This window comes from Streptomyces corchorusii (genome assembly GCF_001514055.1).
Lineage (GTDB): Bacteria > Actinomycetota > Actinomycetes > Streptomycetales > Streptomycetaceae > Streptomyces > Streptomyces olivaceoviridis.
Genome location: NZ_KQ948384.1, coordinates 19,325 through 44,190, shown reverse-complemented (window position 1 = coordinate 44,190; position 24,866 = coordinate 19,325). Strand labels below are relative to the sequence as shown.

Below are 24,866 nucleotides of genomic sequence, written 5' to 3'. Positions count from 1 at the left end.
TGCATGGTCGCTCACCCTCCAGGTTGTTGACCGTTCAACTATACCCCTCCAACGGCCACCCCACCCCGCGTATTCCAGCCCCCTCCCCCGCACCCTCCCGCGCGCCCTCCTCGACCCCTACGGCACCAGCACCACCCGCCCCCGCACCCCGCCCTCCGCGAGCCGGGCATGCGCCTCGACCGCGTCCTCCAGGGCGAAGGTCCCGGCCACCCGCAGGGTCAGCACCCCCTCGTCCACCAGCCGCACCAGCTCCGCGAGCCGGGCCCCGTCCGCCGTCACCGCCACGGCCCCCGTCCGCACCCCGCGCACCGACGCCGGGTACGCCCCGGGCCGCACCCCCATGTACACGCCCCCGTCCCGCACCCACTCCAGCGCCGGCTCACCGAGCACCGCCGCGTCCAGCACCGCGTCCACGCTCCCCGGCCCGACGCCCTCGGCCGTGAAGTGCGCGGCCCCCAGCGACCGCACCAGCTCCTCGTCGCCCGCCCGGGCGTGCCCGGTCACCTCGATCCCCCGGTGCGCGGCGAGCTGCACGGCGAAGGCGCCGACCGCACCCGCCGCCCCGGTCACCAGCAGCGACGCACCCGGCGCCAGGCCCAGCAGGTCCAGCGCCTGGACGGCGGTCAGCCCGTTCAGCGGCAGGGTCCCCGCGTGCACGGCGTCCACCGTGGCCGGCGCCTTCGCCACCGCGTCCGCGTCCACGACGACGTACTCGGCGTGCGCGCCCAGCGGGTCGGACACCCCCGGCACCAGCGCCACCACCGGGTCGCCCACGTGCCAGGCGGCGGCCACCCCGACCGCGTCCACCGTCCCGGCCGCGTCCCAGCCGAGCCCGAGCGTCTTGCCGGCCCCACCGAAGAACCCGGCGCGCACCCCGGCGTCCACGGGGTTCAGCGCGCCCGCGGCCACCTTGATCCGCACCTGCCCGGCCCCCGGCTCCGGCACCGGAACCTCGGCGATCTCCACCGCGTCCGGACCGCCGAACGCCCTCACCACAGCAGCACGCATGACAACTCTCCTCAGCCCTAAGGCAGTTGACGGATTCCGCGGCACCGTTCCGGCCGCACGACCCACCGTAGGAGAGCTACTATCCACAGGTAAGTAGTTACCTGAGAGTGCGTAGCCGACCCGGAGGAGAGCCCATGGCGACCATGTCCGCCGCCCAGCGCCGCGAACAGGCCCGCGCCGACTACGACGCCTTCCTGCGCAACTGCCCCACCAACCAGCTCCTCGGGCGGCTCAGCGACAAATGGGTCAGCCTGGTCGTCGCCGCCCTCTCCACCGGCCCCCTGCGCTACAGCGACCTCGGCCGCAAGATCGCCGGCGTCAGCCCCAAGATGCTCACCCAGACCCTGCGCACACTGGAGCGGGACGGCATCGTCAGCCGCACGGTCACCCCGTCCGTCCCGGTCCGCGTCGACTACGCGCTCACCCCGCTCGGCACCGGCCTCGCCGGCCTGCTCACCGCCGTGAAGACCTGGGCCGAGACCCACTTCGACGAGGTCCGCGAGGCCCGCGAACGCTACGACGCCGAGAACCCCGCCTGAGCCGACGGAGGCTCCCGCAGCCGGACCGTGACGGCGGTGGGGCTGTTGTCGCGCGGAAAAAGCAGCGCCTCCACCTTGTCGCCACCCAGGCCCGCATCCGCCTGGCCTCACCCCTCCTCCCCCGTGACCGCACCGCCGTATCCCCGGCCGCCGTACGGATGCCTGCCACGCGGGCCGCCCGCCGGGCACCCTCCCACCAGGTGACGCGCCCTCCCCCCGGTGACGCGGAAACGGCGTGCGAAGCTGCCCCCATGCCGATCCTCCGCTCCGCCGCCCTGTTCGTCGTCGCCGCGCTGTTCGAGATCGGCGGCGCCTGGCTGGTCTGGCAGGGCGTGCGGGAACACCGGGGCTGGCTGTGGATCACCGGAGGCGTCCTCGCCCTCGGCGCGTACGGCTTCGTCGCCACCTTCCAGCCGGACGCCCACTTCGGCCGCATCCTCGCCGCCTACGGCGGGATCTTCGTGGCCGGCTCGATCCTGTGGGGCGTCGTCGCGGACGGCTACCGCCCCGACCGCTGGGACCTCACCGGCGCGCTGATCTGCCTCGCCGGGATGGCCGTCATCATGTGGGCGCCGAGAACCGGCGGCTGAGGCTCACTTACGCTGGACGGAACGCTCGACCGAACCGCTCGACCGACCGCCCAGCCGCAGCCCCAGGAGCAGCCATGGCCACCTCCGCACCGTCCGCCGCCTCCCGCATCGCCGTCGTCACCGGCGCGAGCAGCGGCATCGGCGCCGCCACGGCCCGGCAGCTCGCCGCGGCCGGCTACCGCGTCGTCCTCACCGCCCGCCGCAAGGACCGCATCGAGGCCCTGGCCGAGGAACTGACCAAGGCCGGCCACTCCGCCGTGGCCTACCAGCTGGACGTCACCGACCGCGCCGCCGTGGACGAGTTCGCCACCGCCTTCGAGACGATCGGCGTCCTGGTCAACAACGCCGGCGGCGCCCTCGGCGCGGACCCGGTGGCCACCGGCGACCCGGCGGACTGGCGCACGATGTACGAGACGAACGTCATCGGCACCCTGAACCTCACCCAGGCGCTGCTGCCGAAGCTCGTCGCGAGCGGCGACGGCGTGGTCGTGGTCGTCTCCTCCACCGCCGGCCACGGCACCTACGAGGGAGGCGCCGGCTACGTGGCCGCCAAGCACGGTGCCCACGTCCTCGCCGAGACCCTCCGCCTGGAGATCGTCGGCCAACCGGTCCGGGTCATCGAGATCGCCCCCGGCATGGTCAAGACCGACGAGTTCGCGCTCACCCGCTTCGGCGGGGACACCGAGAGGGCCGAGAAGGTGTACGAGGGCGTCGCCGAGCCCCTCACCGCGGACGACGTGGCCGAGACGATCACCTGGGCGGTGACCCGCCCCAGCCACGTCAACGTCGACCTGCTGATCCTGCGCCCGCGCGCCCAGGCGTCCAACACGAAGGTGCACCGGGAGCGGTGACGGACGAGAACTCCCCGGCGGAGGACACCTTCGAGAAGCGGCGCCTGGCACAGGAGACGAAGAACGAACGCCAGGTCTGGTACTTCCTGGCGTACTTCCTCTTCGGCATCCACTTCATCGCGTTCATCATGATCTACGCCGTACGGCACGCGAAGTAGCCCGCCGGGCCTAGGCAAACGCCGGCAGGTTCCGCGCGACCCACGCGGCGAAGGGTGCGGCCGGGCGCCCCAGGACCGCCGCCACGTCCGGGCTCGCCCTGCGCTCGGCCGGCAGCGGTGCGCCGAGGACGTCCAGGGTGCCGGCGACGACCTGCTCCGGCAGGAACCGCGCCATCCCCGCGTGCGCCGCCTCACGGGACAGCTCGACGAAGGCCACCTCCTCGCCGAGGGCCGCGGCGATGACCCCGGCCTGCTCGCGCGGACTGATGGGCTCGGGCCCGGTCAGCTCGTACACCCGGCCGGCGTGCCCGTCCTCGCGCAGTGCGGCGGCGGCCACGGCGGCGATGTCCGCCGGGTCGACCACGGGCAGCGCGACATCGCCGAAGGGGGCGAAGACGGTGCGCTCGGCGCGGACCGCATCGGCCCAGGCGAGGGCGTTGGAGGCGAATCCGCCGGGGCGCAGGATGGTGAACTCCCGCCCGGACGCGCGTACCGCGGCCTCGAAGGCCCGCAGCCGGGCGTGCGAGGGCGCGTCGGGCCGGGTGGCGCTGACCTGCGAGGACACCAGCACGATCCGCTCGGCCCCGGCGTCCGCGACCGCATCGAGCAGGGCGTCGGGGCTCTCCCCCCGGAAGTTCAGCTCGCCCCCCAGGACGAGGAACACGGCGCGGGCACCGTCGACGGCGGCCCGCAGGCCCGCCGCGTCCCCGGCCCCGCCCGGGACCCACCGCACCCCGGGCGCGGGCGGCGCGCTTCCCGGCCGCCGCGACACGGCCACGACCTCCTCACCGGCCCCCGCCAGCAGCTCCACCAGCACACGCCCGACGTTCCCGGTGGCACCGGTCACAGCGATCATCGTGAACTCCCTACTGAGTTAGTCAGCTAACTAACCGGGAACCTAGCAGATCCCCACCCCCGGCTGTCTATAGTCAGTCAGGTGACAAACTCAGTGGACCGGCGGGCACAGGCGTCACAGAAGCGCCGGCGACTCACGGCGGCGGCGGCCCGCGTCCTGCACGAGCAGGGCGTCGAGCGCACCACCCTCGCCGACATCGCCCACGAGGCCGGCGTCCCGGTCGGCAACGTCTACTACTACTTCAAGACCAAGGACGAACTGGTCCGGGCCGCACTCGCGGAACACCGCGCCCACCTCGACGAACTCACCGCCGAACTGGACCGGTTGGCGACCCCCCGCGACCGCCTCAAGGCCCTGGTCGAGGCCTGGACCGCCCAGCGCGAGACCGCCGCCCGCCACGGCTGCCCCACCGGCACCCTCGCCGTCGAACTGGACAAACGCGCGGACGGCACACTGGACGCGGAGGCCGGCGCGGTGATCCGCCGCCTCCTGGACTGGACCGCCGGCCAGTTCCGCACCTGGGGCGTCCCCGACCCCGACGACCACGCCCTCACCCTGATCGCGGCCTACCAGGGCATGTCCCTCCTGACCAACGCCCTGCGCGACCCGGACATCATGACGAAGGAGGGAGCCCGCCTGCTGCGCTGGCTGGACTCCCTCCAGGTCACCCCTTGACGCAGACGACCTGCTTGAGCTTCGCCACGACCTGGACCAAGTCCCGCTGCTGGTCGATGACCTGGTCGATCGACTTGTAGGCGCCCGGGATCTCGTCCACGACACCGGAGTCCTTGCGGCACTCCACGCCCCTTGTCTGCTCTTCCAAGTCCTTCGTCGAGAAGCGCCGCTTAGCCGCGTTGCGGCTCATCCGTCGACCGGCGCCGTGCGACGCCGAGTTGAATGCCTTCTCGTTCCCGAGCCCCTTCACGATGTACGAGCCGGTACCCATCGAACCCGGGATGATCCCGTACTCGCCGGAGCCGGCCCGGATCGCTCCCTTGCGGGTCACCAGCAGGTCCATGCCGTCGTACCGCTCCTCCGCCACGTAGTTGTGGTGACAGGAGATCTCCGGCTCGAAGGTCGGCTTCGCCTTCTTGAACTCCTTGCGGATCACGTCCTTCAGGAGCGCCATCATGAGCGTGCGGTTGTACTTGGCGTACTCCTGCGCCCAGAACAGGTCGTTGCGGTAGGCCGCCATCTGCGGGGTGTCCGCGACGAAGACGGCGAGGTCCCGGTCGACGAGACCCTGGTTGTGCGGGAGCTTCTGAGCCACACCGATGTGGTGCTCGGCGAGTTCCTTGCCGATGTTCCGGGAGCCGGAGTGGAGCATGAGCCAGACCGAATCATCTTCGCTTATGCAAACTTCTGCAAAGTGATTCCCGGATCCAAGTGTCCCCATTTGTCCGATTGCTCGACTCTTGCGGAAGTGCACCGCCTCCGCCACCCCCTCGAACCGCCCCCAGAATTCCTCCCACCCCGCCGTGGCCAGCCCGTGGAAGTCCCCCGGCTCCACGGGATCCTGGTGCATCCCCCGCCCCACTGGAATCACCTGCTCGATCCTCGACCGCAGTCGCGACAGGTCCCCGGGGAGGTCGTTCGCCGTCAGGGACGTCCGCACCGCCGACATCCCGCAGCCGATGTCCACCCCGACCGCCGCCGGGCACACCGCGCCCCGCATCGCGATGACCGAGCCGACCGTGGCGCCCTTGCCGTAGTGCACGTCCGGCATCACGGCCAGGCCCTTGATCCACGGCAGGGTCGCCACGTTCTGGAGCTGGCGCAGGGCCACGTCCTCGACCGTCGCCGGGTCCGTCCACATCCGGATCGGGACCTTGGCGCCCGGCATCTCCACGTACGACATACGTTCCCCATTCCCCCGGAAGCGATAACAAAAGACTGAAAGCGACAAAACGCAAAAGCGGCGCCAAGGTCGATGAAAAGGGACAAGGGACCGGCGTCCACGGCAGTGCGTGCGATACACATTGTCTCCAGGGGACGCCCCGCCGCGGCAAGCGAATAACCAGCGGGGACACTGGAGCACCAGCGATCACAGACCGTCGAGAGGAGCCCGACCGTGCAGCGGAAGGCGTACGTAACCGGCACCGCCGCCCTCCTCGCGGCGCTGCTGGCCGGCTGCACGAGCGGCTCCGGGGACGAGGGGCCGACGGACAACGCCAACCCGGGCGACGCCGGCTCGGCCACCGCCGCCGCCCAGCCCGGCAGGTACCGCACGCTCCCCGAGCCCTGCGGCGCGGTCGGTCACGACGCCCTGGACGCGCTGCTGCCCGGCATCCAGCAGATCACCGACCCGGCGCAGCGGGACAAGGCGTACCAGGGCGAGGCCGCGCTCACCTACGACACCGATCGCAAGGTCGGCTGCCGCTGGAAGGTCGAGTCGGCCGAGGCCACGGACCGGCTGTCCGTCGACTTCGAGCGCGTGGTGTCGTACGACAACACGGTCAGCGACGACGACCAGGCGCAGAGGCTGTTCCTGGAGAAGGAGACGGCCGCCGACCTCCCGGCGCCGGCGACCTCCTCGGCGCCGCCGCCCTCGTCCCCGACGCCCACCGCGTCCTCGTCCGCGTCCGCGTCCTCGTCGGCGAAGGGCTCCCCGGGTGGTGCGGCCTCGCCGGGCTCGGCGACGTCCTCTTCCGCCAACTCCCCCGCCTCCTCGGGCTCCTCCGGGCCCTCCGACGCGTCGTCCGGTGCCGCGCTCAGCGACCTCCAGCCACGCGTGCTGACCGACGTCGGTGACGAGGCGTATCTGGACGACCAGCTCAGTACGTCCGGTTCGACGGCCGAACAACGGACGGTGACTGTGGTGTTCCGCACGTCCAACGTCATCGTCACCCTCCAGTACGAGGAGCAGCCGATGGCCATGGGAACGGTCCCCGACAGCAAGGAAATGCAGGACAGGGCCCGTAATCTGGCCTCTCGGCTGGATGACGCGCTGGGCGGCTGACGGTCTCGCCGGTCCCGTCCGCCCGCGCCCGCGGAGCGCGCGAACGAAGACCGCACAGGTCCTTCACCGCGTACCGTGGCCCCGCAGGAACCCGCACGAACACCGAGCGTCATGAGTGAAGGAACCATGCAGCGAGCAGCCCAGCGAGACGACCGTGCCCAGCGACACCAGCGAGCCATGCGCCTGCGCCGCGTTCTTGTCTGCGCGGCAGCCGTTCCCGCGGTGCTGATCACCGCGGCGTGCTCCTCCGACTCGGGTGACTCCAAGCCGTCGAGTGGCGGCAGCGGCGGGCAGTCGGCGGGGAGCAGCAGTGCGCGGCCGTCGGTGAGCGCGTCGCCGACGGTGCGGGCGGCGGCGTACGGGAAACTTCCCGACGCGTGCGCGGTGCTGTCGAAGAAGACGCTGGGCGATCTGGTCCCGAAGAGCGGGAAGTCCGGCAAGAAGGGCAGTTCGGACGAGCCGTCGTCGCGTGCCTCCTGCTCGTGGAACAGTCTGGACAACAACGGCGTCAAGGGCTCCCAGTTCCGCTGGCTGAACGTCTCGCTGCTCCGCTTCGACTCGGACGTCACGCGCGGTTCCGGTGACGAGCAGGCGCACACGTACTACGCCCGGCAGGTGAAGGACGCGCAGGCGGTGGACGGTGCGAAGGACACCAAGGCGATACCGCTGTCCGGCACCGGCGCGGAGGCGACGGCGGTGCGCTACGACCTGAAGAAGAAGGAAGGTCTGTTCAAGCAGCAGACGGTCGTGGCCCGGGTGGAGAACGTCGTCGTGACGGTCGACTACAACGGTGCCGGTCTCGCGGGTGAGAAGACGCCGGACGCCGACGACCTGACGAAGGCCGCGGAGAAGGCGCTGAAGGAGGCCGTGGCGTCGGTGTCGTCGGCCAACGGGGCGGGTGGTACCGCTACTTCGCCGGCGTCTCCCTCGAAGTCGGCGTCGTCTTCCGGGGCTCCTTCGAAGTCCCCTTCGAAGTCGGCCTCCGCCGACGCGTCCGCGTCCGCGTCGGCCGCGAAGGACAGCTGACCGGAGGGCTGTGGCGCGGCTGGCGGAGGGCCGTGGCGGCTGACCGGCACCACGTTCGCCGTACACGTGTGCCACTCTGTTGCGCGCAACAACACGCAAGGGGAGGGGAGTACGAGTGGCCGCGCCACTGCAGCTGACTCGGATGCACCGCGTGCTGATCGGTGTGGTCGTGACCGGCGCGTTGATCATCGCCGGCATCGGCTTCGCCGGTTCGTACGCGGCCGTCCGTGCGCTGGCCGTCAAGAAGGGCTTCGGGAACTTCTCCTACGTGTTCCCGGTGGGCATCGACGCGGGCATCTGTGTCCTCCTCGCCCTGGACCTGCTGCTGACCTGGATCCGGATTCCCTTCCCGCTGCTGCGCCAGACGGCGTGGCTGCTGACGGCGGCGACGATCGCGTTCAACGGCGCCGCCGCCTGGCCGGACCCGCTGGGTGTCGGGATGCACGCGGTGATCCCGGTGCTGTTCGTCGTGGCGGTCGAGGCGGCCCGGCACGCGATCGGCCGGATCGCCGACATCACGGCCGACAAGCACATGGAGGGGGTCCGCCTCACCCGCTGGCTGCTCTCCCCGGTGCCCACGTTCCTGCTGTGGCGCCGTATGAAGCTGTGGGAGCTGCGCTCCTACGACCAGGTCATCAAGCTGGAGCAGGAACGTCTCGTCTACCAGGCCCGTCTGCGGTCCCGTTTCGGCCGTACCTGGCGCCGCAAGGCCCCGGTGGAGTCCCTGATGCCGCTGCGGCTGGCACGGTACGGCGTTCCCCTGGCGGAGACGGCTCCGGCGGGTCTGGCGGCGGCGGGCATCGAACCGGTCCTGCTGCCTCCGGCTCCCCAGCCGCAGCTGGAGGCGGCGGCGCGCACCGCGGTCGCGGGCCCTGGTCCCGCCGGGGCGGCGCCCGTCCCCCGGCAGGCCGCGCCGCCGAGCGAGCGGCACCCGGACGAGCCTGCGGTGGACGAGCAGAGCCCCTGGTTCCAGACCCCCCGGGAGGTCGAGTACCACGGCGGCTACGACCCCACCTACGATCCCATGCTCCAGGAACCCCAGTACGCCCCCGAGGAGCAGTACGAGGACTGGTACGAGGACCAGCCCCCGGAGCAGTTCCAGCAGCCGTCCCCGGAGGAGACGGGCAGCTTCCCCATTCCGGTGGGTCCGAACCGCACGCGTGAGCTGGGCGAGGGCGGGGGCACCCCCCAGCCGGACCCGACGGAGGAGGACTACTACCAGGTCTTCCGCAAGTCGATCGACGGCAGCTTCCCCACTCCGCACCAGTTCGGCGAGGCGGTGGAGGCGACGTACGGGATCACGCTGCCCCCGCGCGACGCGGACCGCATGGTCAACCGCTTCACCAACCGCTTCAACGCGGAGCTGGAAGAGGACCACATCGCGTGACGGCATGAAGAAGGGGCCCTCCGCCGGCGGAGGGCCCCTTCTTCATGCCGTTCTACTCGCCGAGCAGGCGCCGCACCCGGTCCTGTCCCACGGCCAGCAGCAGCGTGGGCAGCCGGGGCCCGGTGTCGCGGCCGACGAGCAGGTGGTAGAGGAGGGCGAAGAACGTCCGCTGAGCGGTCTTGATCTCGGCGGGCAGTTCCTTGGGCGTGGCGTCGGCGGAGAACCCGGCCTGCACCTTGGGCACGCCGTACACGAGGTGGGTCAGTCCGTCGAGCGACCAGTGGTCGGCGAGTCCGTCGAGCAGCAGGCGCACGGACTGCTGGGAGGCCTCGTCGAGGGACTTCAGCAGCTCGGCGTCGGGCTCGTCGCGCACGATGGTCCGCTGGTCGGCGGGGACGTGCGTGTTGATCCAGGCTTCGGCCCTGTCGTACCGGGGCCGTACCTCGTCCAGGGAGGCCAGCGGCTGCTCCGGGTCGAGCTCGGAGAGGATGCGCAGGGCCTGGTCCTCGTGTCCGGCGGTGATGTCGGCGACGGAGGCGAGCGTGCGGTACGGCAGCGGTCGCGGCGTCTTCGGCAGTTCACCGGCGGCGGTGCCGACGGCGCGGGTGTACGCGGCCACGTCGCCGGGCAGAGCGGAGCCTTCGGCGACCTTGGCGGCGAGCTTGTCCCACTCGTCGTAGAGCCGCTGGATCTCCTGGTCGAAGGCGATCTTGAAGGACTGGTTGGGGCGGCGGCGGGCGTACAGCCAGCGCAGGAGCTGCGGCTCCATGATCTTCAGCGCGTCGGCCGGGGTGGGGACCCCGCCCCGCGAAGAGGACATCTTCGCCATGCCGGAGATGCCGACGAAGGCGTACATGGGGCCGATGGGCTGCTCGCCGCCGAAGATGCCGACGATCTGGCCGCCGACCTGGAAGCTGGAGCCCGGCGAGGAGTGGTCGACTCCGCTGGGCTCGAAGATCACGCCCTCGTAGGCCCAGCGCATCGGCCAGTCGACCTTCCAGACCAGCTTGCCGCGGTTGAACTCGCTGAGCCGGACGGTCTCGGCGAAGCCGCAGGCGGTGCAGGTGTACGACAGCTCGGTGCTGTCGTCGTCGTAGGAGGTGACCGTCGTCAGGTCCTTGCCGCAGTTGCCGCAGTACGGCTTGTACGGGAAGTACCCGGCGGAGCCGGAGCTGCCGTCGTCCTCGGACGCGGCGCCGGAGCCCTCCTCGGCCTCCAGTTCGGCCTCGTCCCGGGGCTTCTGCTGCTGCTTCTTCGGGGCCTTCTTCGTGCGGTACTGGTCGAGGATCGCGTCGATCTCGTTCCGGTGCTTCATGGCGTGCAGGATCTGCTCGCGGTAGGCGCCGGAGGTGTACTGCTCGGTCTGGCTGATGCCGTCGAACTCGACGCCGAGCTGGGCCAGCGACTCGATCATCGCGGCCTTGAAGTGCTCGGCCCAGTTCGGGTGCGGCGAGCCCTTCGGCGCCGGGACGGAGGTCAGCGGCTTGCCGATGTGCTCGGCCCAGGACTCGTCGACGCCGGCGACGCCGGCCGGGACCTTGCGGTACCGGTCGTAGTCGTCCCAGGAGATCAGGTGCCGGACCTCGTGGCCGCGGCGGCGGATCTCGTCGGCGACGAGGTGCGGGGTCATGACCTCGCGGAGGTTGCCGAGGTGGATGGGACCGGAGGGGGAGAGTCCGGACGCGACGACGACCGGTTTGCCCGGGGCCCGGCGCTCCGACTCCTCGATGACCTCATCCGCGAAACGGGAGACCCAGTCGGTGGTCTCGGTGCTCTGAGCCACGATCGGCACGTCCTTCTTTCTGAACGGGGTGACACTCCATTCTCACAGACCGGATCGCGCCCGGGAAAACGGCTTTACCCCCCGTGGGATACTGGGCGGGTCTATCCATCCCCACGAGGAGAACGGCACCCATTCCTATGGCCTCGGTCACGTCCCTCAGCGACAACGTCCAGCAGCACCTCGCGTCCGCCCTCTCGGCCACCCTGCCCGAGGCCGCCGGCGCGGACCCGCTGCTGCGACGAAGCGACCGGGCCGACTTCCAGGCCAACGGCATCCTGGCCCTGGCCAAGAAGGCGAAGGCGAACCCCCGGGAGCTGGCGGCCCAGGTCGTCTCCCAGGTGGTGACCGGTGACGTGATCGAGGACGTCGAGGTCTCCGGGCCCGGCTTCCTGAACATCACGATCGCGGACAAGGCGATCACCGGGAACCTGGCCGCGCGGTACGCGGACGAGACGGGCCGCCTCGGTGTGCCGTACGCGGAGCAGCCCGGTACGACGGTGATCGACTACGCGCAGCCGAACGTGGCGAAGGAGATGCACGTCGGTCACCTGCGCAGTGCGGTGATCGGCGACTCGGTGGTGCAGCTGCTGGAGTTCACCGGCGAGAACGTGGTCCGCCGGCACCACATCGGCGACTGGGGCACCCAGTTCGGCATGCTCATCCAGTACCTGGACGAGCACCCGCACGAGCTGGACCACAAGGACGCCCGGGTGACGGGTGAGGAGGCGATGTCGAACCTCGACCGCCTCTACAAGGCCGCGCGGAATAAGTTCGACTCCGACGAGGAGTTCAAGACGCGGGCCCGGCGCCGGGTGGTCGACCTCCAGGCCGGGGACGAGCACACGCTCGCCATGTGGCAGAGGTTCGTGGACGAGTCGAAGATCTACTTCTTCTCCGTCTTCGAGAAGCTGGACATGGAGATCCGGGACGCGGACATCGTCGGCGAGTCCGGTTACAACGACATGCTGGCCGAGACGTGCCGCCTCCTGGAGGAGTCGGGCGTGGCCGTCCGCTCCGAGGGCGCCCTCTGCGTCTTCTTCGACGACATCAAGGGCCCGGACGGCAACCCGGTCCCGCTGATCGTGCAGAAGTCGGACGGCGGCTACGGCTACGCGGCCACCGACCTCTCCGCGATCCGCGACCGCGTCTTCAACCTCAAGGCGAACACCCTGCTGTACGTGGTGGACGCCCGGCAGGCCCTGCACTTCCGGATGGTCTTCGAGACCGCCCGCCGGGCCGGCTGGCTGAACGACGACGTGACGGCGGTGCAGCTGGCCTTCGGCACGGTCCTCGGCAAGGACGGCAAGCCGTTCAAGACCCGTGAGGGCGAGACGGTCCGCCTGGTCGACCTGCTGGACGAGGCGATCGACCGCGCCTCGGCCGTGGTCCGGGAGAAGGCGCAGGACCTGTCCGAGGAGGAGATCGCCGAGCGGGGCGCCCAGGTGGGCATCGGCGCGGTGAAGTACGCGGACCTGTCGACGTCGGCGAACCGGGACTACAAGTTCGACCTGGACCAGATGGTCTCGCTGAACGGCGACACGTCCGTCTACCTCCAGTACGCGTACGCCCGTATCCAGTCGATCCTGCGCAAGGCCGGCGAGGTCTCCCCGGCGGCCCACCCGGAGCTGGCCCTGGCGGACGCCGAGCGCGCCCTCGGCCTGCACCTGGACTCCTTCGCGGAGACGGTGCGGGAGGCGGCCGCGGAGTACGCCCCGCACAAGCTGGCGGCGTACCTGTACCAGGTGGCGTCGCTGTACACGACGTTCTACGACAAGTGCCCGGTGCTGCGCGCCGAGACCCCCGCGCAGGTGGAGAACCGCCTCTTCCTGTGCGACGTCACGGCCCGCACCCTGCACCGGGGCATGGCCCTGCTGGGCATCCGCACGCCCGAGAAGCTCTGACGTTACGCGCGCTCGGCCCCGCGTCCCGCGATCCCCGGGGCGCGGGGGCGGGGCTACCGGCCGTGACAACTCGCAGCCGTTTCAGTACGGTTGGTTGCCCGCCGGGAGACTCTGGCGGGCGTGGGGCGGTGGCGTCGGGGGGCTCGTTGGTCGTGGTGATCTCGCCTGAATCAGGTTCCGTTCGTCCCGGGACCTCCCTGTCGGTCATGGACGGCACTGGGGTCCGATGACCGCGATGATCGCCGCCCAGGGCTCGCTGACCGCCGAGAACCTGCTGGGGCAGGCCGATGGGGCGACCGCGCTGTGGCGTGTGAAAGCGATCGAGGCGGGCGGCAATCCGCATCTGGAAGAACGCGCGGTGGTGCTCCCCGCCGCGGCGAGGGCGGCCATCACCTGGTTGTCCGCGCCCGAAGGGCTGCACAACCTTCCGGCCGCCGGGGACGGTCTGATCGGCCGGACGGACGCTCTGCGGGGGCTCCGTGAGTCGCTGACGTCCGGCGCGGGCGTGATCTGCCAGGCGGCGGCCGTTCACGGTCTCGGCGGTGTGGGCAAGACGACGCTGGCCCTGCACTACGCGCACGCGCACCTTGACGACTACTCGTTGGTGTGGTGGATCACCGCCGAGAGCGAGGAGCAGATCGCTTCGGCTCTTGCCGATCTGGCCGTTCGCGTCTACCCGGACTGGGCGCTGGGCGCCGGTGCCAGGGAGCGCACCGAGTGGGCCGTGAGGTGGCTGCAAGCCCACCCCGGCTGGCTGGTCGTCTATGACAACGTCAACGAGCCGCTCCACGTCAACCCCTACCTCAGCCGGCTCTTCGGTCGCGGCCACCAGCTCGTCACGAGCCGCCGACGGGCCGGATGGCGGGCTGGTACGCACCTGGTGAGCCTCGATGTGCTGTCCCCGCACCTGGCCGTCGACCTGCTGTGCACCGTGGCGTTCCCCGATCGCCGCCCGACCGCGGCGGAGCGGAGGCAGGCCGGCCTGCTGGCGTCGGATCTGGGGTATCTCCCCCTGGCCCTGGCGCAGGCCGCGGCCTACGTGCGCGAGACCGGCACGTCCTTCGCCTCCTACCGCTCGCAGCTGGTCGCCGCTGCGGGCGACGCACTGGAGACGACGGCGCCGTCCGAGGGACTGGACCGGGCCATCACGCAGATCTGGCTGACCAGTTCGCGAGCGATCGGCGAGCGCTGCCCGGTCGCTGTGGACCTGTTGATGGCACTGGCCTGGTACGCGCCCGAGGCGCTCCCGGTGCGGGTGCTGCTGTCGTTGGCGGACAGCGAGGCCGAGGCACGGACCGCCGTCGAGATGCTGGCCGACTACAACCTGGTCAGCGTGGGCGGGGACTCCGTCTCGCTGCACCGGCTGATGCAGAAGACCCTCCGTGCCGCGGCCTCCGTCAGGGCGGCCGACATCCGCGGTCGTGCCGAACGGGCCCTGGCCAGGGCGCTCCCCGACACGTCCGCCATGGACGGCGAGGCGGAGCGGGGGGTCTGGCAGCGGTGGCTTCCGCACGTGCAGGCGCTGGCGAAGACCGGGCCTTCGAGCACTCCGCGTCACGAAGTGACCGAGATGTACCGGCGCGCAGCCGACGAACTCGTCGCCCGTGAGCAGCATGTGCTGGCCATCCCCCTGGTCGAGCGCGTGGTCGAGAACCAGCTTCGGCTGCCGGCCGCGGACGACAGCGCCATCCTCGCCGACCAGGACCGTCTGGCCGAGCTGCACGCGAAGGCCGGTGACCCGGCCAGGGCCGTGCGGCTGTGCCAGGAAGCCTTCCGCGACCGCTTACGGTTGTCGGGCGGGGACGCGGCGTCAACGCTGGCCGGCAGGCACAGGCTCGCGTACGCGTACCGGAAGGCCGGCGACGTCCTGGCCGCCGTGCGCGAGTTCGAGGCCGTGGTCGCGGACCGCCGGCGCGTCCTCGGCGACGACCATCCCGACACCCTCACCAGCCGCAACGACCTTGCCTACGCGCGTCAGATGGCAGGTCGCCACCGGCGTGCGGTGGAGGAGTTCGAGGCCGTGGTCGCGGACCGCCGGCGCGTCCTCGGCGACGACCACCCCGACACCCTCACCAGCCGCAACAACCTGGCCTACGCGCACCTCAGGGCCGGCGACCACCGGCTCGCACTGCGGCTGTACGAGCAGGCGGTGGCCGACCGGGAGCGGGTCCTGGGCGCCGACCACCCCGACACCCTGACGAGCAGGGGCTGGCTGGCCTCCGCCCATGAGGCGGCGGGCGACCAACAGCAGGCCGTCTCCCTGTACACGGCCCTGCGAGCCCAGCGCGGACGCATCCAGGGCGAGGACCATCCGGAAACGCTGAAGACCCGCCAGAGCCTGGCCTACGCCCTGATGGACGCCAAGGGCCCCGCCGCGGCCCTCCCGGAGTTCGCCTCCCTGGCCGAGGACAGCGAACGGTGCCAGGGCCCCGACCATCCCGACACGCTCGACTACCGCGAGGACATCGCCTACGCCCACCGGGTCCTCGCGGACTACGCGCAGGCGCTCGCGGAGTACGAGCACCTGGTCGAGGACTACGCCAGGGTCCGGGGCCCGGAGCACCCCGAGACACTGTCCACCCGCAACGCCCTCGCCTACGCCCGGCAGCTGGCCGGGGACCACCCCCGGGCGATCGTGGAGCTCCAGGACCTCCTTGACGACCGCACCCGCGTTCAGGGGGAGGGCCACCTCGCCACACTGACCGCCGCCGAGAACCTCGCCTACGCGTACCAGGCCGCCTCCGAGTACGACCAGGCCATCGCCCAGTACGAGCGTGTCCTGCGCGACCGGACCCGGATCATGGGTGACGACCACCCCCGGGTCCTCGACACGCGGTGGAGCCTGGCCCGCTGCCGTCAGCTGGCGGGTTCCCCGGAGCGTGCCGTCTCCGAGCTCCGCGCCTTGGTGGCGGACCAGGTACGCGTCCTGGGCCCCGGGCACCGGGAGGTGTACCTCACGCGCCGGGCGCTGGGCGGGGCGCACTCCGCCGCCGAGGACCACGCCACGGCGATCAGCCTGTACCGGGAGCTCCTCGAAGAGATGGAGCGGGCGCTGGGGGCGGATCACCAGGACGTCCTCAACACCAGGGGCTGGCTCGCCGAGGCGTACCGGCTGGCCGGCGAGTACTACCGTTCGATCTCCGCGTGGGAGGCACTCGTCGCGGACCGTCGGCGGATCCAGGGAGCCGACCACCCCGCTGTGCTGGAGGCCAGGCACCAGCTGGCCTGGTCGCTGCGGTCCGCCTGCGAATACCGGCGGGCGATCGAGATCCACGAGGACGTCCTCAGGGACCGCGTCCGGCTCCACGGCGCGGACAGCCGGATCACCCTGATCGCACGCAACGAGGTGGCGCTCGGCCACAAGTACGCGGGTCACCACCAGCGCGCGATCGACGAGTTCGCCTCGCTCCTGGCCGACTACCGGCGGGTGTTCGGCGAAGACCATCCCGACACCCTCGTGGTCTGCGCGAACCTCGCCCACGCGTACGCGGCGGCCGAGCGCCACGGTGAGGCCAGGTCCCTGTTCGAGGACGTGATCAGCCGATGGACCCGCCTCAAGGGAGAGGACCACCCGCAGACGCTGGACGCCCGTCGAAGCCTCGCCCAGTCGTACGGCGAGGCCGAGGAGCACCGGCTCGCGCTCGCCGAGTTCGAGGCGATCTGGACCGCCCGGACACGGCTGAACGGAGCCGATCACCCCGACGCCCTCGACGCCCTCGACGATCTCGCCGCCGCCTGCCGTGACGCGGGCGAGTACCGGCGGGCGGCGCTCCTGTCCCAGCGGATCGTCGACGACTGGGGGCGGCTGCGGCACCCGGACCATCCCAAGACGCTGCTCGCCCGCAGGTGGCTGGCCTTGGCGCACCAACTGGCAGAGGAACACAGCCGGGCCGTCGCCGAGTCCGAAGCGCTCGTGGCGGACCGCGAACGCGTCCAGGGCCCCCTCCACCTGGCCACGATCGTCGCCGGTGAGAACCTCGCCAACGCCTGCCGGAGCGCGGGCGAACACGAACGGGCCGTTCGGGTCCGCGAGCAATGGCTGGCCCGGCGGCTCCAGGTCCAGGAACACGACCATCCGCAAGTCCTCACCTCACGGCACTGGCTGGCACGCACCCGGCTCGACGCCGACGACTTCGCGGGCGCCGTGCGCGATGCCGTGGCAGTGGTGGAGGACCTGGAACGCACACTGGGGGCTTCCCACCTCGACACGCTCAACGCCCGGCTCTCCCTCGCCCTGGTGCGTCAGCGGTCGGGCGAGACCGCGGAGGCCATCCGTCTGTCCGAACGGCTCGTCGCCGACTGCGTCCGCTTCCTGGGACCTGATCACCCGCTCACGTTCACGGCACGGGGCAGGCTCGCGTTCGCCCACCGCGCGGCCGGGCACTTCGCCCAGTCCGTCCGGCTCCAGCGGGAACGGCTGGCCGATCTCCTACGGGTGCGGGACGCCGACCACCCCAGCGTGCTCAGCGCACGTGACGCGCTCACCCGGGTCCTCCGGCTCCGCGGTGCCTACAAGGAGGCCGTGGGCGAACTGGACTCGCTGGTCGCCGACGGCTTCCGGCTGCACAGCCCCCTGCACCCCAGTACCGTCGAATGGCGAGTGGACCTGGCCTTCGCGTGCCGGGACGCGGGTGATCACTGGCGGGCGATCGCGGTCATGGAGGAGTTGCTCCGCGACTGCCGTACCGCCCTGGCGGAGGACCACCCCACGACCCTGCACGCCCGCGCCCGTCTCGCGCTGCTGGCCACCGAGTTCGGCCCGCCGAGGCGAGCGGTGGCCCGGTTCGAACGGCTCGTCGAGGACGCGGCGAGGGTGTACGGCCCCCGCCACCGCGTCCCGCTCCAGTTACGGGACCACTTGGCCTACGCGCTGCTCCAGGCGGACGACCCCGAGGGGGCCCTCGCCGTCCAGCGGGCGTCGCTCGCCGACCGGGCCCGGCTGCTGGAACACTCGGGGTTCCCCGGCACTCCCGAGGGCATCGCCGAGGCTCACCGGCAAGCGGCGGACGGCAGCGCCGACGACCGTGCCAGGTCGGTCGTCATGGTGTGCCTGGAGCGTGCCGACGACGGCTATCCCACCTGGACGGAGAGCCTGGCCCGCGCGATGGCCGAAGCGGGCGACACCGAAGGAGCCGAACGGCTGCTGCGGGCGGTGCACGCCGGACGCGAACACGTCCTCGGTCCCGATGCTCCGGAGACGCTGGACAGCCTGACCATGCTGGCGTTCGTCCGCGCGGAGGCGGGACAGCACGACGCGGAGCCGTCCCACGACGAGTTGCTGACGCGCTGGGAGCGTGTGCTCGGGCCGGACCACCCACGCCTGGAGGCGCTCCGCGCCCAGCTGGCCCGGCTGCGGCCCGCCTGGCTGCCGCGCATGACCCTCCTGGACGACCCGGGCGTCGGAACGGAAGCGGCCATCGAGGTGTGGCTGGAACGCTCCGGGGGCACGGCGGCGCCGGAACTGCCGCCGCTGCTGTTGGTGGCGGGAGCGCGCACGGCAGCGGTGATCGAGCCGGCCGCGCAGGAGTACACGGCCGGGGGCGAGCCGGCCCGGTTCGGCTTCACCGCCAAGGAACCCGGCGCGCATCGCGTCCGTTTCACCGTCTACGACCAGGAGTACGGCTTCGTGCTACAGGACCTGGAGGCGACCGTCCACGTCCCCGCACCCCCTGTCCCGAGTTCCCCGGGGAGAGACTGACCGACCATGCCCCAGGACCTGACCGTCGACATACGCAGCAATCCCTCGCTCGACTACACGGTGCTGCCGCGGCAGCGCACCGGCTCGGACAAGAACCCCTCGCGCAGTGAGCCGCTGGACCTCAGCGTCGTGCTGCGCCAGGACCACGGAGGCGACCTCGATCTGCTGATCCTGGGATCGGCCGTGCCCCGGGTGCGCACCCGGTCGCCCCGTGCCTCCCTGTCCATCACGGCCCCGACCCTGGTGCGGAAGGCCGCGAGACTGCGGACGATGTGGCGGGACCGCCTGGTCGGCCACACGGAGACGATCGACGGAGAGGTCCGCTACCCGCTCGCCGAGTCCGCGGACCTGTCCGCGCACGCCGGTCTGATGGACCGGCTGACGGGCGAGATGGCCGAGGAGGGCGCCTACCTGCTCGACTGCCTGCTCGGCGGCGACACCCACGAGGAGCGCTCGCTGCGGGCCCTGTTCACGGACATCCTGGGCAGCGAGCGGTCGCTGCGGATCAGCTTCGACTCGGACATCTACCTGCCCTGGCCCATGCTCTCCCTGGACCCGAGGGACCACGGCGGGCCGTGGGGCTCCTTCCTCGGCCACCGGCACCAGATCGAACAGACCGGCGGCACCTGGCCGGAGTACGACTTCCCCTGGGGCGCCCGGGCCCAGGCGATCACCAGCCTCAACACCGACACCCAGCTGGACTCGGTCGGCAGAGCACCCGACGTGCGCAAACTGCTGGAGGAACGCTCCAGGCTGACCGTGCGCACCGAGGCCGGCCCGCTCCTGGAAGCGTTGTCCGGTGCGCATTTCGACGAGGACCTCATGTACTTCTGGTGCCACGGTCATTTCGTCGACAACGGTTCGCCCCATCCGCACCTGGTGCTCCGGCTCTCCGACGAGCAGCACATCGACGCCGACAGCATCGAACTCAGGCGCAGGCGCATCGACTACACCGCGCGCACCCGCTTCAAGCCGTTCGTCCTGCTCAACGCCTGCCACGCGGGACAGCCGGCGGCCGCTCCCCAGTTGGAACACCTCGGCCGGGCGCTCATCAAGTTCGGGGCCGACGGTGTGCTGGGACCGCAGATCGAGATACCCCAGGACTTCGCGAGCGAGTACGCGTACGAGTTCCTGAACCTCTACCTGAGCGGGAACCACACGGCCGGGGAGATCAGCCTGGAACTGGTGCGCCGTTTCGCCGAGGGCTTCCGCAACCCCCTCGCCCTCACCTACTCGCTGCACTGCGGCCTCGACAGCAGACTGGACCTCTCCTCGTGACCCGCACGCCGGAGAACCCCAGGCCCTTGCCACGGCCCGCGGAGATCGACCTGGACGAACAGGGCAGGATCCAGGTCCCGGGCACCCGCGTGCCGGTACCGGCCCCAAGGGTCCGCGAGCATCTGGAACGCCATCTGCGGATCCCCGCCTGGGCGAGCGACATATACGTGTACGTCCACGGCTGGCAGACCGCGCCCGGCACGGCGACCCAGACCGCGGCGCGGCTGCTGCGGCACGCGCTGGACCTGCGGTCCGCCCGGCCAGGGCTGTATCCGGGCGTGACCGCGGGCTACCGGCCCTGGTGCGTGGTGGTCCGCTGGCCCTCCTCCAGCCTGCCCTCCTTGCGGGGCTACCGCAGGATCCGGGACCGGGCGCACGCGATGAGCGCCCAGGGCGCCGGCCAGGCGCCCTACGTGCTCGCCCACCTGCTCGGCTACCTGGACGACCGGCGCGCCAATCCGGCCCACCCCTCGGTCCTGGCCAACCGCGCGGGGCAGTACCTGCACCTCGTGGGACATTCCTTCGGCGGACGGTTCCTGTGCGAGGCGGTGCAGCGGGCGGCCGAACGACCGCCGCGTCCCCCGGTCCTCGGCTGGAGCACCCCCCGGGACCCCCGGCAGCCCTTCACGGTCGACAGCATGCTGGTCTTCCAGATGGCCGCTCCCCGCGACGCGTTCCTCCGCCACTTCCCCAGGCTGTTCCCCTCCGGGGAGACCCTGGGCGCGCCGCTTCGGGGGCCGCTGGTCCTGACGCATTCCCGCTGGGACCGGGCCACGGGCTTCTGGCACCTGCGCGCGGAGGGAGCCCCCGGCATCGGGCACTCCGGTGCCGGTGCCGCTCCGGTGCCCCCGTTCCCCACCCGGCTGCTCCCCACGAACGCCGTGTATCCGCAGCAGGCACTGGACCACCGCATCGTCAACGTGGACGCCGGCTGGCTCTACCGGGGCGGCAGGCTCACCCGCCTCGCCCCCGCGGGCGCCCACTCGGACTTCCAGCGGGCCGAGTCCGCCCACCTGTTGCTCACACTGGCGGAACGCTCCCGCTGACGTCTGTCGGCCGCGCCGGTTCCCGGGCCGCGTTCTCCTCGGCGAGCTCCCGCGCCCGCCGCGCCAGCGCCTCCCGTACGGCGGCCGGGGCGAGGACGCGCAGGGGGGTGGCGAGGCTCAGCAGGTAGCGGGCGAGGCCGTCCGGGTCGGGGCCGCCGATGTCCACGACGGTGGCGTCGGGGCCGTCGGCGCGGTGGGTGCCGACGGTGGGGGGTACGACCCGCAGCGCGTCCGCCATGGGCAGCGGCAACCGGATCGTGGCCGACATCGGGTAGGGGCCGTTGGCGGTGTTGCGGGAGACGAGCCGGGCCGGGTCCGGCGGGTCGGTGATCTCCACGGGCCGGCCGGTGGGCTGGAGCCGTTCGACCCGGTCGGCGCGGAAGGTCCGCCAGCCCCGGGCGACGTCCCGGGCGACGAAGTACCAGCGCCGGCCGGTGTGGACGAGCCGGTAGGGATCGACGTCGCGGACCGTGTGCCGGTCCTGTCCGTCGCGGTACGACAGCCGGACCCGCTCACCGCGCCGGCAGGCGGCGGCCAGCTCCAGCAGCATGCCGGGCCGGATGCGTGGCTCCTCGGGCCAGTCGAGCCGTACGAGGGCGTCGTCCCACTGCGCCAGCCGCTCGGCGATCCGGGGCGGCAGCACCTGCCGCAGCTTCAGCAGCGCGGACAGGGCCGCCTGGTCGCCGCCCAGCGCGCCGCCGAGCGCCGCCTCCCGCAGCCCCACCGCCACGGCCAGCGCCTCCTCGTCGTCCAGGATGAGCGGAGGCACCCGCGAGCCCGCCCGGAGCCGGTAACCGCCCCAGGGGCCGGCGTCGGAGTCGACGGTGTACCCCAGTTCCCGCAGCCTGGCGATGTCCCGCCGGACCGTGCGGTCGGTGACGGCCATGTGCCCGGCCAGCTCGGCACAGGTCCAGGAGGGCCGGGCGGCGAGCAGCGCGAGCAGGCGGAGCAGGCGGGCGGAGGCGCTGAGCACGGGCGGAAGTTTTCCACACGGGTCCGCACGACCAGGACCGTATCTGTCCGGGTCACGTCCTACGGTCGTCCCCATGAGCACAGACACCGCTTCCGCACCCGTCTTCCGCTATGCCGCCGTCACCTTCGACTGCGCCGACCCGGTCGAACTGTCCCGTTTCTACGGCGAGATGTTCGGCCTCTCCGTCGCCTACACCTCCGACGACTTCGTCTTCCTGGGCGGCAAGGACGGCGCGCCGGGCCTGGGCTTCAACCGCCTGGCCGACTACCGCCGCCCCACCTGGCCGGACCCGGCCCAGGAGAAGCAGGCCCACATCGAGGTGGGTGTGGACGACCTGGACACGGCCGAGGAGCGGCTGCTGAAGCTGGGCGCGACCAAGCCGGAGACCCAGCCGCAGCCGGACCGCTGGCGGGTCCTGCTGGACCCGGCGGGGCACCCGTTCTGCATCACGACCCTGGTCTGACACCGGGCCGGACGACCGGCCCGCCAGGGCGACCGCGCAGCTCAACGGCGTTGTCAGTGGCGGGCCTTACAGTCACCGGTATGGCGACTCTTCCCAACCCGCTGCCCAAGCTGGCCACCGACCCCAGTGGGCGTTCCCTCGGCCTCCGGCTGCCGCCCGGCAGGCTGGTGGACGAGACGGACGACGGCCCCTGGCACGAGCCCCTGCTGTGGCACGCGGAGAAGCCCTCCTCGCCCGGCACCTGGAAGGCGCTGGGTGCGCCGGCGTCCCGTGCCGGGCTGCTGCCGGTGCTGGTGGACCTGGCCGGCTGCCGGGCCGGGGCCGAGGACTGGGTGCTGCTGCCGGGCGAGGCGTCGTACCCGGGGGACCACGAGGCCGAGGAGGTGCTGTCGGAGTACTGGGCGGAGGAGACCGACGGGTACGCCGGCGAGGAGACCGAGCCGTTCGGACTCCAGTGGCCGGGGCTCGCGTCCGCCGGACTCCTGGCCGCCGATCCGGAGAGCCGGGCCGCGCAGGTCGCCGACGCGCTGCACCAGGACCTGAGCACGTGGGCCGAGTGGGTGGAGGAGCCGCACCTCGCCCTCGTACCGGCCCGCCGGTCCGCCGACATACCGGCGGCGATCGGCTGGACCGGCACCCTGGACCACGACGGCGACGTGGCCCGGGTCTGCGCGGTGCTGCGGTCGTGGGAGGACCGGTTCGGGGTCCGGGTGGTGGCGCTCGGGCCGGACGCCCTGGTGGTGTCCGTCGCGGCGCCGCCCACCGCCCTCGACGTCGCCGAGGTGCTGGCCGCCGAGCACTACGCCCTGTGCCCGAACGCCGTGGTGCAGAGCGGCCCGGGGAGCGTGGGGGCGTACGCCAAGGAGCTGGTCGGCGCCACGAGCTGGTCCTTCTGGTGGGAGTGAACCGGCGGCGTCAGTTCGTCTCCGACGCCGGTCCCCATTTCTCGCCGCCGAGGGGGAAGGCGTAGGCGGGCCGGCCGTTGTTGCCGCTGGTGCGGAACGGCCGGCCGGCGTCGTCGACCACCAGCGTGCCGTGCCGGTCCCCGCTGGACCAGGACAGCTCCAGGTACCAGCTGACGTCGTAGGCGGACGCGTCCGCGGTGACGTAGAAGACCTCGGGGTCCGACCGGCTCACCTTGAACGGGAAGTCCTGGCTCCCGGCCTCCGGTACGGGCGCGGGGCGCATCGCGTCCAGGGCGACGGTGAAGGAGTGGGTCGGCACACCGCCGCCGCAGCCGACGCCGGGATAGCCCATGGCGTAGTCGTTCCAGGCGAGCGGGGACCGCTTGCCCGCCATGCGCACGGACAGCTTCTCCAGGACGACGGTCTCCTCGCCGGTGCCCTGCACGGTGAAGGTGACGAACTGCTCCCCCGCCGAGACCGCCTTGTGCACGTCCACCCAGGCGGGCGCGTCCTGCTCCAGCGGTGGCGGGGCGACGGCGGTGGGCGGCCGGTCGATCAGGTAGTGCTGGGAGCAGGGGCTCTCCCAGCTGAAGGGGTGCGTGGTGACGGTGAGGGGCGAGGCGGCCGTCACCCGGTCGGCCGTGGCGGCGGCCGAGCCGCCCGCCGGGGTTCCGCTGCGGGCAGCTCGGGCCTCGGGTGAGGGCGAGGCCGAGGCCGAGCGGGTGGCGGACCGGTGCGGCGCCGGGCTCCCGGCCGTCGGCGCCGGCGACGCGCTGTCCCGGGCGGCGGCCCCCCAGGTCGCCGCGGTGCCCTTGACGTCCCGGCCGTCCCGCTCTCCGTCCCCGGAGTGCCCGGAGGGCAGGTTCAGTACGACCGCCGCGGTGCCGAGCAGCGCGGTGACGGTCAGGGCGGCGAGGAGGGCGGCGGGACGGCGGCGCCGACGCGCAGCAGGCACCGCCACCGGCCGGGCTTCCGGTCCGGCCGCCGGGGCCCGCACCGCCTCGGGCTCGGGCTCGGGTCCGGCCACGGACACCGTCTCAGGTCCGGCGACGGGCTCAGGCCCAGGTCCGGGTTCAGCCACCGGCTCCGTCACCGCCGACGGCTCCGTCACCGCCGACGGCTCCGTCACCGCCGACGGCTCCGTCACCGCCGCTGGCTCCGTCCCCGGCGACGGCTCCTTCCGCCCCCGCCACGCGTCCGCCAGCACCCACCGCCGGTGCAGCTCCACGAGTTCCTCGGGCGTGGCCTTGCACAGCCGGGCGAGCCGCTCCACCGGCGCGTAGTCCGCCGGTACGGCGTCCCCGTTGCAGTACCGGTGGAGCGTCGACGTACTCATGTGCAGCCGCTTGGCGAGCATGCCGTAGCTGTGCCCGGAGCGGTTCTTCAACTCCCGCAACAGCTCGGCGAAACCGCTCTCGGACATGCCTCCCGACACCGTTTCTCCG

At 72.1% G+C, this 24,866-nt stretch carries 20 protein-coding genes; 14 read left to right on the top strand and 6 right to left on the bottom strand.

Annotated features, from left to right (window positions below; genetic code table 11):
* Window positions 1–117: 117 nt before the first annotated feature.
* Entirely contained in the window at window positions 118–1,008 is an 891-nt protein-coding gene (locus AQJ11_RS44040; protein ID WP_059267250.1) for an NADP-dependent oxidoreductase, read from the bottom strand.
* Window positions 1,009–1,142: 134 nt separating this feature from the next.
* Here AQJ11_RS44040 and AQJ11_RS44035 point away from each other — a divergent pair, with 134 nt between their 5' ends.
* The 4 genes from AQJ11_RS44035 (at window position 1,143) to AQJ11_RS50240 (ending at window position 3,146) form a co-directional block, all read left to right on the top strand.
* Window positions 1,143–1,547 carry a winged helix-turn-helix transcriptional regulator gene (locus AQJ11_RS44035; RefSeq protein WP_014674212.1) on the top strand — a complete coding sequence of 135 codons (405 nt, stop codon included), beginning with the start codon at window positions 1,143–1,145 and terminating at the stop codon, window positions 1,545–1,547.
* Between the two features lie 251 nt (window positions 1,548–1,798).
* Window positions 1,799–2,137, top strand: a complete 339-nt coding sequence (locus tag AQJ11_RS44030) for a YnfA family protein (RefSeq protein ID WP_059267249.1) — start codon at window positions 1,799–1,801, stop codon at window positions 2,135–2,137.
* Window positions 2,138–2,211: 74 nt separating this feature from the next.
* Window positions 2,212–2,988, top strand: a complete 777-nt coding sequence (locus tag AQJ11_RS44025) for an SDR family NAD(P)-dependent oxidoreductase (RefSeq protein ID WP_014674209.1) — start codon at window positions 2,212–2,214, stop codon at window positions 2,986–2,988.
* Window positions 2,985–3,146 (top strand): hypothetical protein, encoded by a 162-nt coding sequence (locus tag AQJ11_RS50240; RefSeq protein ID WP_014674208.1) that lies wholly within the window; start codon window positions 2,985–2,987, stop codon window positions 3,144–3,146. The genes AQJ11_RS44025 and AQJ11_RS50240 overlap by 4 nt, the downstream gene beginning before the upstream one ends.
* Before the next feature lie 10 nt (window positions 3,147–3,156).
* Here AQJ11_RS50240 and AQJ11_RS44020 read toward each other — a convergent pair whose 3' ends face one another.
* The gene (locus AQJ11_RS44020) at window positions 3,157–4,002 is read right to left on the bottom strand and encodes an SDR family oxidoreductase (protein WP_059267248.1); all 846 of its coding nucleotides are present in this window, start codon (window positions 4,000–4,002) and stop codon (window positions 3,157–3,159) included.
* Window positions 4,003–4,083: 81 nt separating this feature from the next.
* Here AQJ11_RS44020 and AQJ11_RS44015 point away from each other — a divergent pair, with 81 nt between their 5' ends.
* The gene (locus AQJ11_RS44015; RefSeq protein WP_244218667.1) at window positions 4,084–4,677 is read left to right on the top strand and encodes a TetR/AcrR family transcriptional regulator; all 594 of its coding nucleotides are present in this window, start codon (window positions 4,084–4,086) and stop codon (window positions 4,675–4,677) included.
* Here AQJ11_RS44015 and AQJ11_RS44010 read toward each other — a convergent pair.
* Window positions 4,667–5,860 carry an RtcB family protein gene (locus AQJ11_RS44010; protein ID WP_059267246.1) on the bottom strand — a complete coding sequence of 398 codons (1,194 nt, stop codon included), beginning with the start codon at window positions 5,858–5,860 and terminating at the stop codon, window positions 4,667–4,669. The genes AQJ11_RS44015 and AQJ11_RS44010 overlap by 11 nt on opposite strands.
* A gap of 213 nt (window positions 5,861–6,073) precedes the next feature.
* Between AQJ11_RS44010 and AQJ11_RS44005 the strand changes: the two genes are divergently transcribed.
* The 3 genes from AQJ11_RS44005 to AQJ11_RS43995 all read left to right on the top strand — a co-directional run bounded on the left by AQJ11_RS44005 (window position 6,074) and on the right by AQJ11_RS43995 (window position 9,374).
* On the top strand, window positions 6,074–6,961 hold the full coding sequence (locus AQJ11_RS44005) for a hypothetical protein (protein ID WP_059267245.1): 888 nt from the start codon (window positions 6,074–6,076) through the stop codon (window positions 6,959–6,961).
* 126 nt (window positions 6,962–7,087) lie between these two features.
* Window positions 7,088–7,987: a DUF3558 family protein gene (locus AQJ11_RS44000; protein WP_175252231.1), complete on the top strand. Its 900-nt coding sequence runs from the start codon at window positions 7,088–7,090 to the stop codon at window positions 7,985–7,987.
* 142 nt (window positions 7,988–8,129) lie between these two features.
* Window positions 8,130–9,374, top strand: a complete 1,245-nt coding sequence (locus tag AQJ11_RS43995; protein WP_208616768.1) for a DUF2637 domain-containing protein — start codon at window positions 8,130–8,132, stop codon at window positions 9,372–9,374.
* Window positions 9,375–9,426: 52 nt separating this feature from the next.
* On the opposite strand, the gene lysS is transcribed toward AQJ11_RS43995, so the two are convergent.
* The gene (gene lysS, locus AQJ11_RS43990; protein WP_014674199.1) at window positions 9,427–11,166 is read right to left on the bottom strand and encodes a lysine--tRNA ligase; all 1,740 of its coding nucleotides are present in this window, start codon (window positions 11,164–11,166) and stop codon (window positions 9,427–9,429) included.
* A gap of 128 nt (window positions 11,167–11,294) precedes the next feature.
* Between lysS and argS the strand changes: the two genes are divergently transcribed.
* From argS to AQJ11_RS43970, 4 genes are all read left to right on the top strand, one after another.
* Window positions 11,295–13,058, top strand: coding sequence for an arginine--tRNA ligase (argS, locus tag AQJ11_RS43985; protein ID WP_059267244.1), 1,764 nt, complete (start codon window positions 11,295–11,297; stop codon window positions 13,056–13,058).
* A gap of 226 nt (window positions 13,059–13,284) precedes the next feature.
* Entirely contained in the window at window positions 13,285–18,756 is a 5,472-nt protein-coding gene (gene fxsT, locus AQJ11_RS43980; protein ID WP_059267243.1) for an FxSxx-COOH system tetratricopeptide repeat protein, read from the top strand.
* Between the two features lie 6 nt (window positions 18,757–18,762).
* A complete protein-coding gene (locus AQJ11_RS43975; protein ID WP_014674196.1) occupies window positions 18,763–20,034 on the top strand; it encodes a CHAT domain-containing protein in 1,272 nt (423 codons plus the stop codon).
* Window positions 20,031–21,080 carry a hypothetical protein gene (locus AQJ11_RS43970; RefSeq protein ID WP_237280910.1) on the top strand — a complete coding sequence of 350 codons (1,050 nt, stop codon included), beginning with the start codon at window positions 20,031–20,033 and terminating at the stop codon, window positions 21,078–21,080. The genes AQJ11_RS43975 and AQJ11_RS43970 overlap by 4 nt, the downstream gene beginning before the upstream one ends.
* On the opposite strand, the gene AQJ11_RS43965 is transcribed toward AQJ11_RS43970, so the two are convergent.
* Entirely contained in the window at window positions 21,055–22,053 is a 999-nt protein-coding gene (locus AQJ11_RS43965; protein WP_059267242.1) for a helix-turn-helix transcriptional regulator, read from the bottom strand. The genes AQJ11_RS43970 and AQJ11_RS43965 overlap by 26 nt on opposite strands.
* A 73-nt stretch (window positions 22,054–22,126) precedes the next feature.
* Between AQJ11_RS43965 and AQJ11_RS43960 the strand changes: the two genes are divergently transcribed.
* On the top strand, window positions 22,127–22,516 hold the full coding sequence (locus AQJ11_RS43960) for a VOC family protein (protein ID WP_014674193.1): 390 nt from the start codon (window positions 22,127–22,129) through the stop codon (window positions 22,514–22,516).
* Between the two features lie 80 nt (window positions 22,517–22,596).
* A complete protein-coding gene (locus AQJ11_RS43955) occupies window positions 22,597–23,421 on the top strand; it encodes a DUF4253 domain-containing protein (RefSeq protein WP_059267241.1) in 825 nt (274 codons plus the stop codon).
* A 10-nt stretch (window positions 23,422–23,431) separates the two neighbouring features.
* On the opposite strand, the gene AQJ11_RS43950 is transcribed toward AQJ11_RS43955, so the two are convergent.
* Complete coding sequence (locus AQJ11_RS43950) at window positions 23,432–24,844, bottom strand: helix-turn-helix domain-containing protein (protein WP_059267240.1); 1,413 nt, start codon at window positions 24,842–24,844, stop codon at window positions 23,432–23,434.
* Window positions 24,845–24,866: the final 22 nt, after the last annotated feature.

Coding starts and splice junctions, on each gene's coding strand:
- AQJ11_RS44040 (WP_059267250.1), bottom strand. CDS start 1,008: ATGCGTGCTGCTGTGGTGAGGGCGTTCGGCGGTCCGGACGCGGTGGAG.
- AQJ11_RS44035 (WP_014674212.1), top strand. CDS start 1,143: ATGGCGACCATGTCCGCCGCCCAGCGCCGCGAACAGGCCCGCGCCGAC.
- AQJ11_RS44030 (WP_059267249.1), top strand. CDS start 1,799: ATGCCGATCCTCCGCTCCGCCGCCCTGTTCGTCGTCGCCGCGCTGTTC.
- AQJ11_RS44025 (WP_014674209.1), top strand. CDS start 2,212: ATGGCCACCTCCGCACCGTCCGCCGCCTCCCGCATCGCCGTCGTCACC.
- AQJ11_RS44020 (WP_059267248.1), bottom strand. CDS start 4,002: ATGATCGCTGTGACCGGTGCCACCGGGAACGTCGGGCGTGTGCTGGTG.
- AQJ11_RS44010 (WP_059267246.1), bottom strand. CDS start 5,860: ATGTCGTACGTGGAGATGCCGGGCGCCAAGGTCCCGATCCGGATGTGG.
- AQJ11_RS44000 (WP_175252231.1), top strand. CDS start 7,088: ATGCAGCGAGCAGCCCAGCGAGACGACCGTGCCCAGCGACACCAGCGA.
- AQJ11_RS43995 (WP_208616768.1), top strand. CDS start 8,130: ATGCACCGCGTGCTGATCGGTGTGGTCGTGACCGGCGCGTTGATCATC.
- argS (WP_059267244.1), top strand. CDS start 11,295: ATGGCCTCGGTCACGTCCCTCAGCGACAACGTCCAGCAGCACCTCGCG.
- fxsT (WP_059267243.1), top strand. CDS start 13,285: ATGACCGCGATGATCGCCGCCCAGGGCTCGCTGACCGCCGAGAACCTG.
- AQJ11_RS43975 (WP_014674196.1), top strand. CDS start 18,763: ATGCCCCAGGACCTGACCGTCGACATACGCAGCAATCCCTCGCTCGAC.
- AQJ11_RS43960 (WP_014674193.1), top strand. CDS start 22,127: ATGAGCACAGACACCGCTTCCGCACCCGTCTTCCGCTATGCCGCCGTC.
- AQJ11_RS43955 (WP_059267241.1), top strand. CDS start 22,597: ATGGCGACTCTTCCCAACCCGCTGCCCAAGCTGGCCACCGACCCCAGT.
- AQJ11_RS43950 (WP_059267240.1), bottom strand. CDS start 24,844: ATGTCCGAGAGCGGTTTCGCCGAGCTGTTGCGGGAGTTGAAGAACCGC.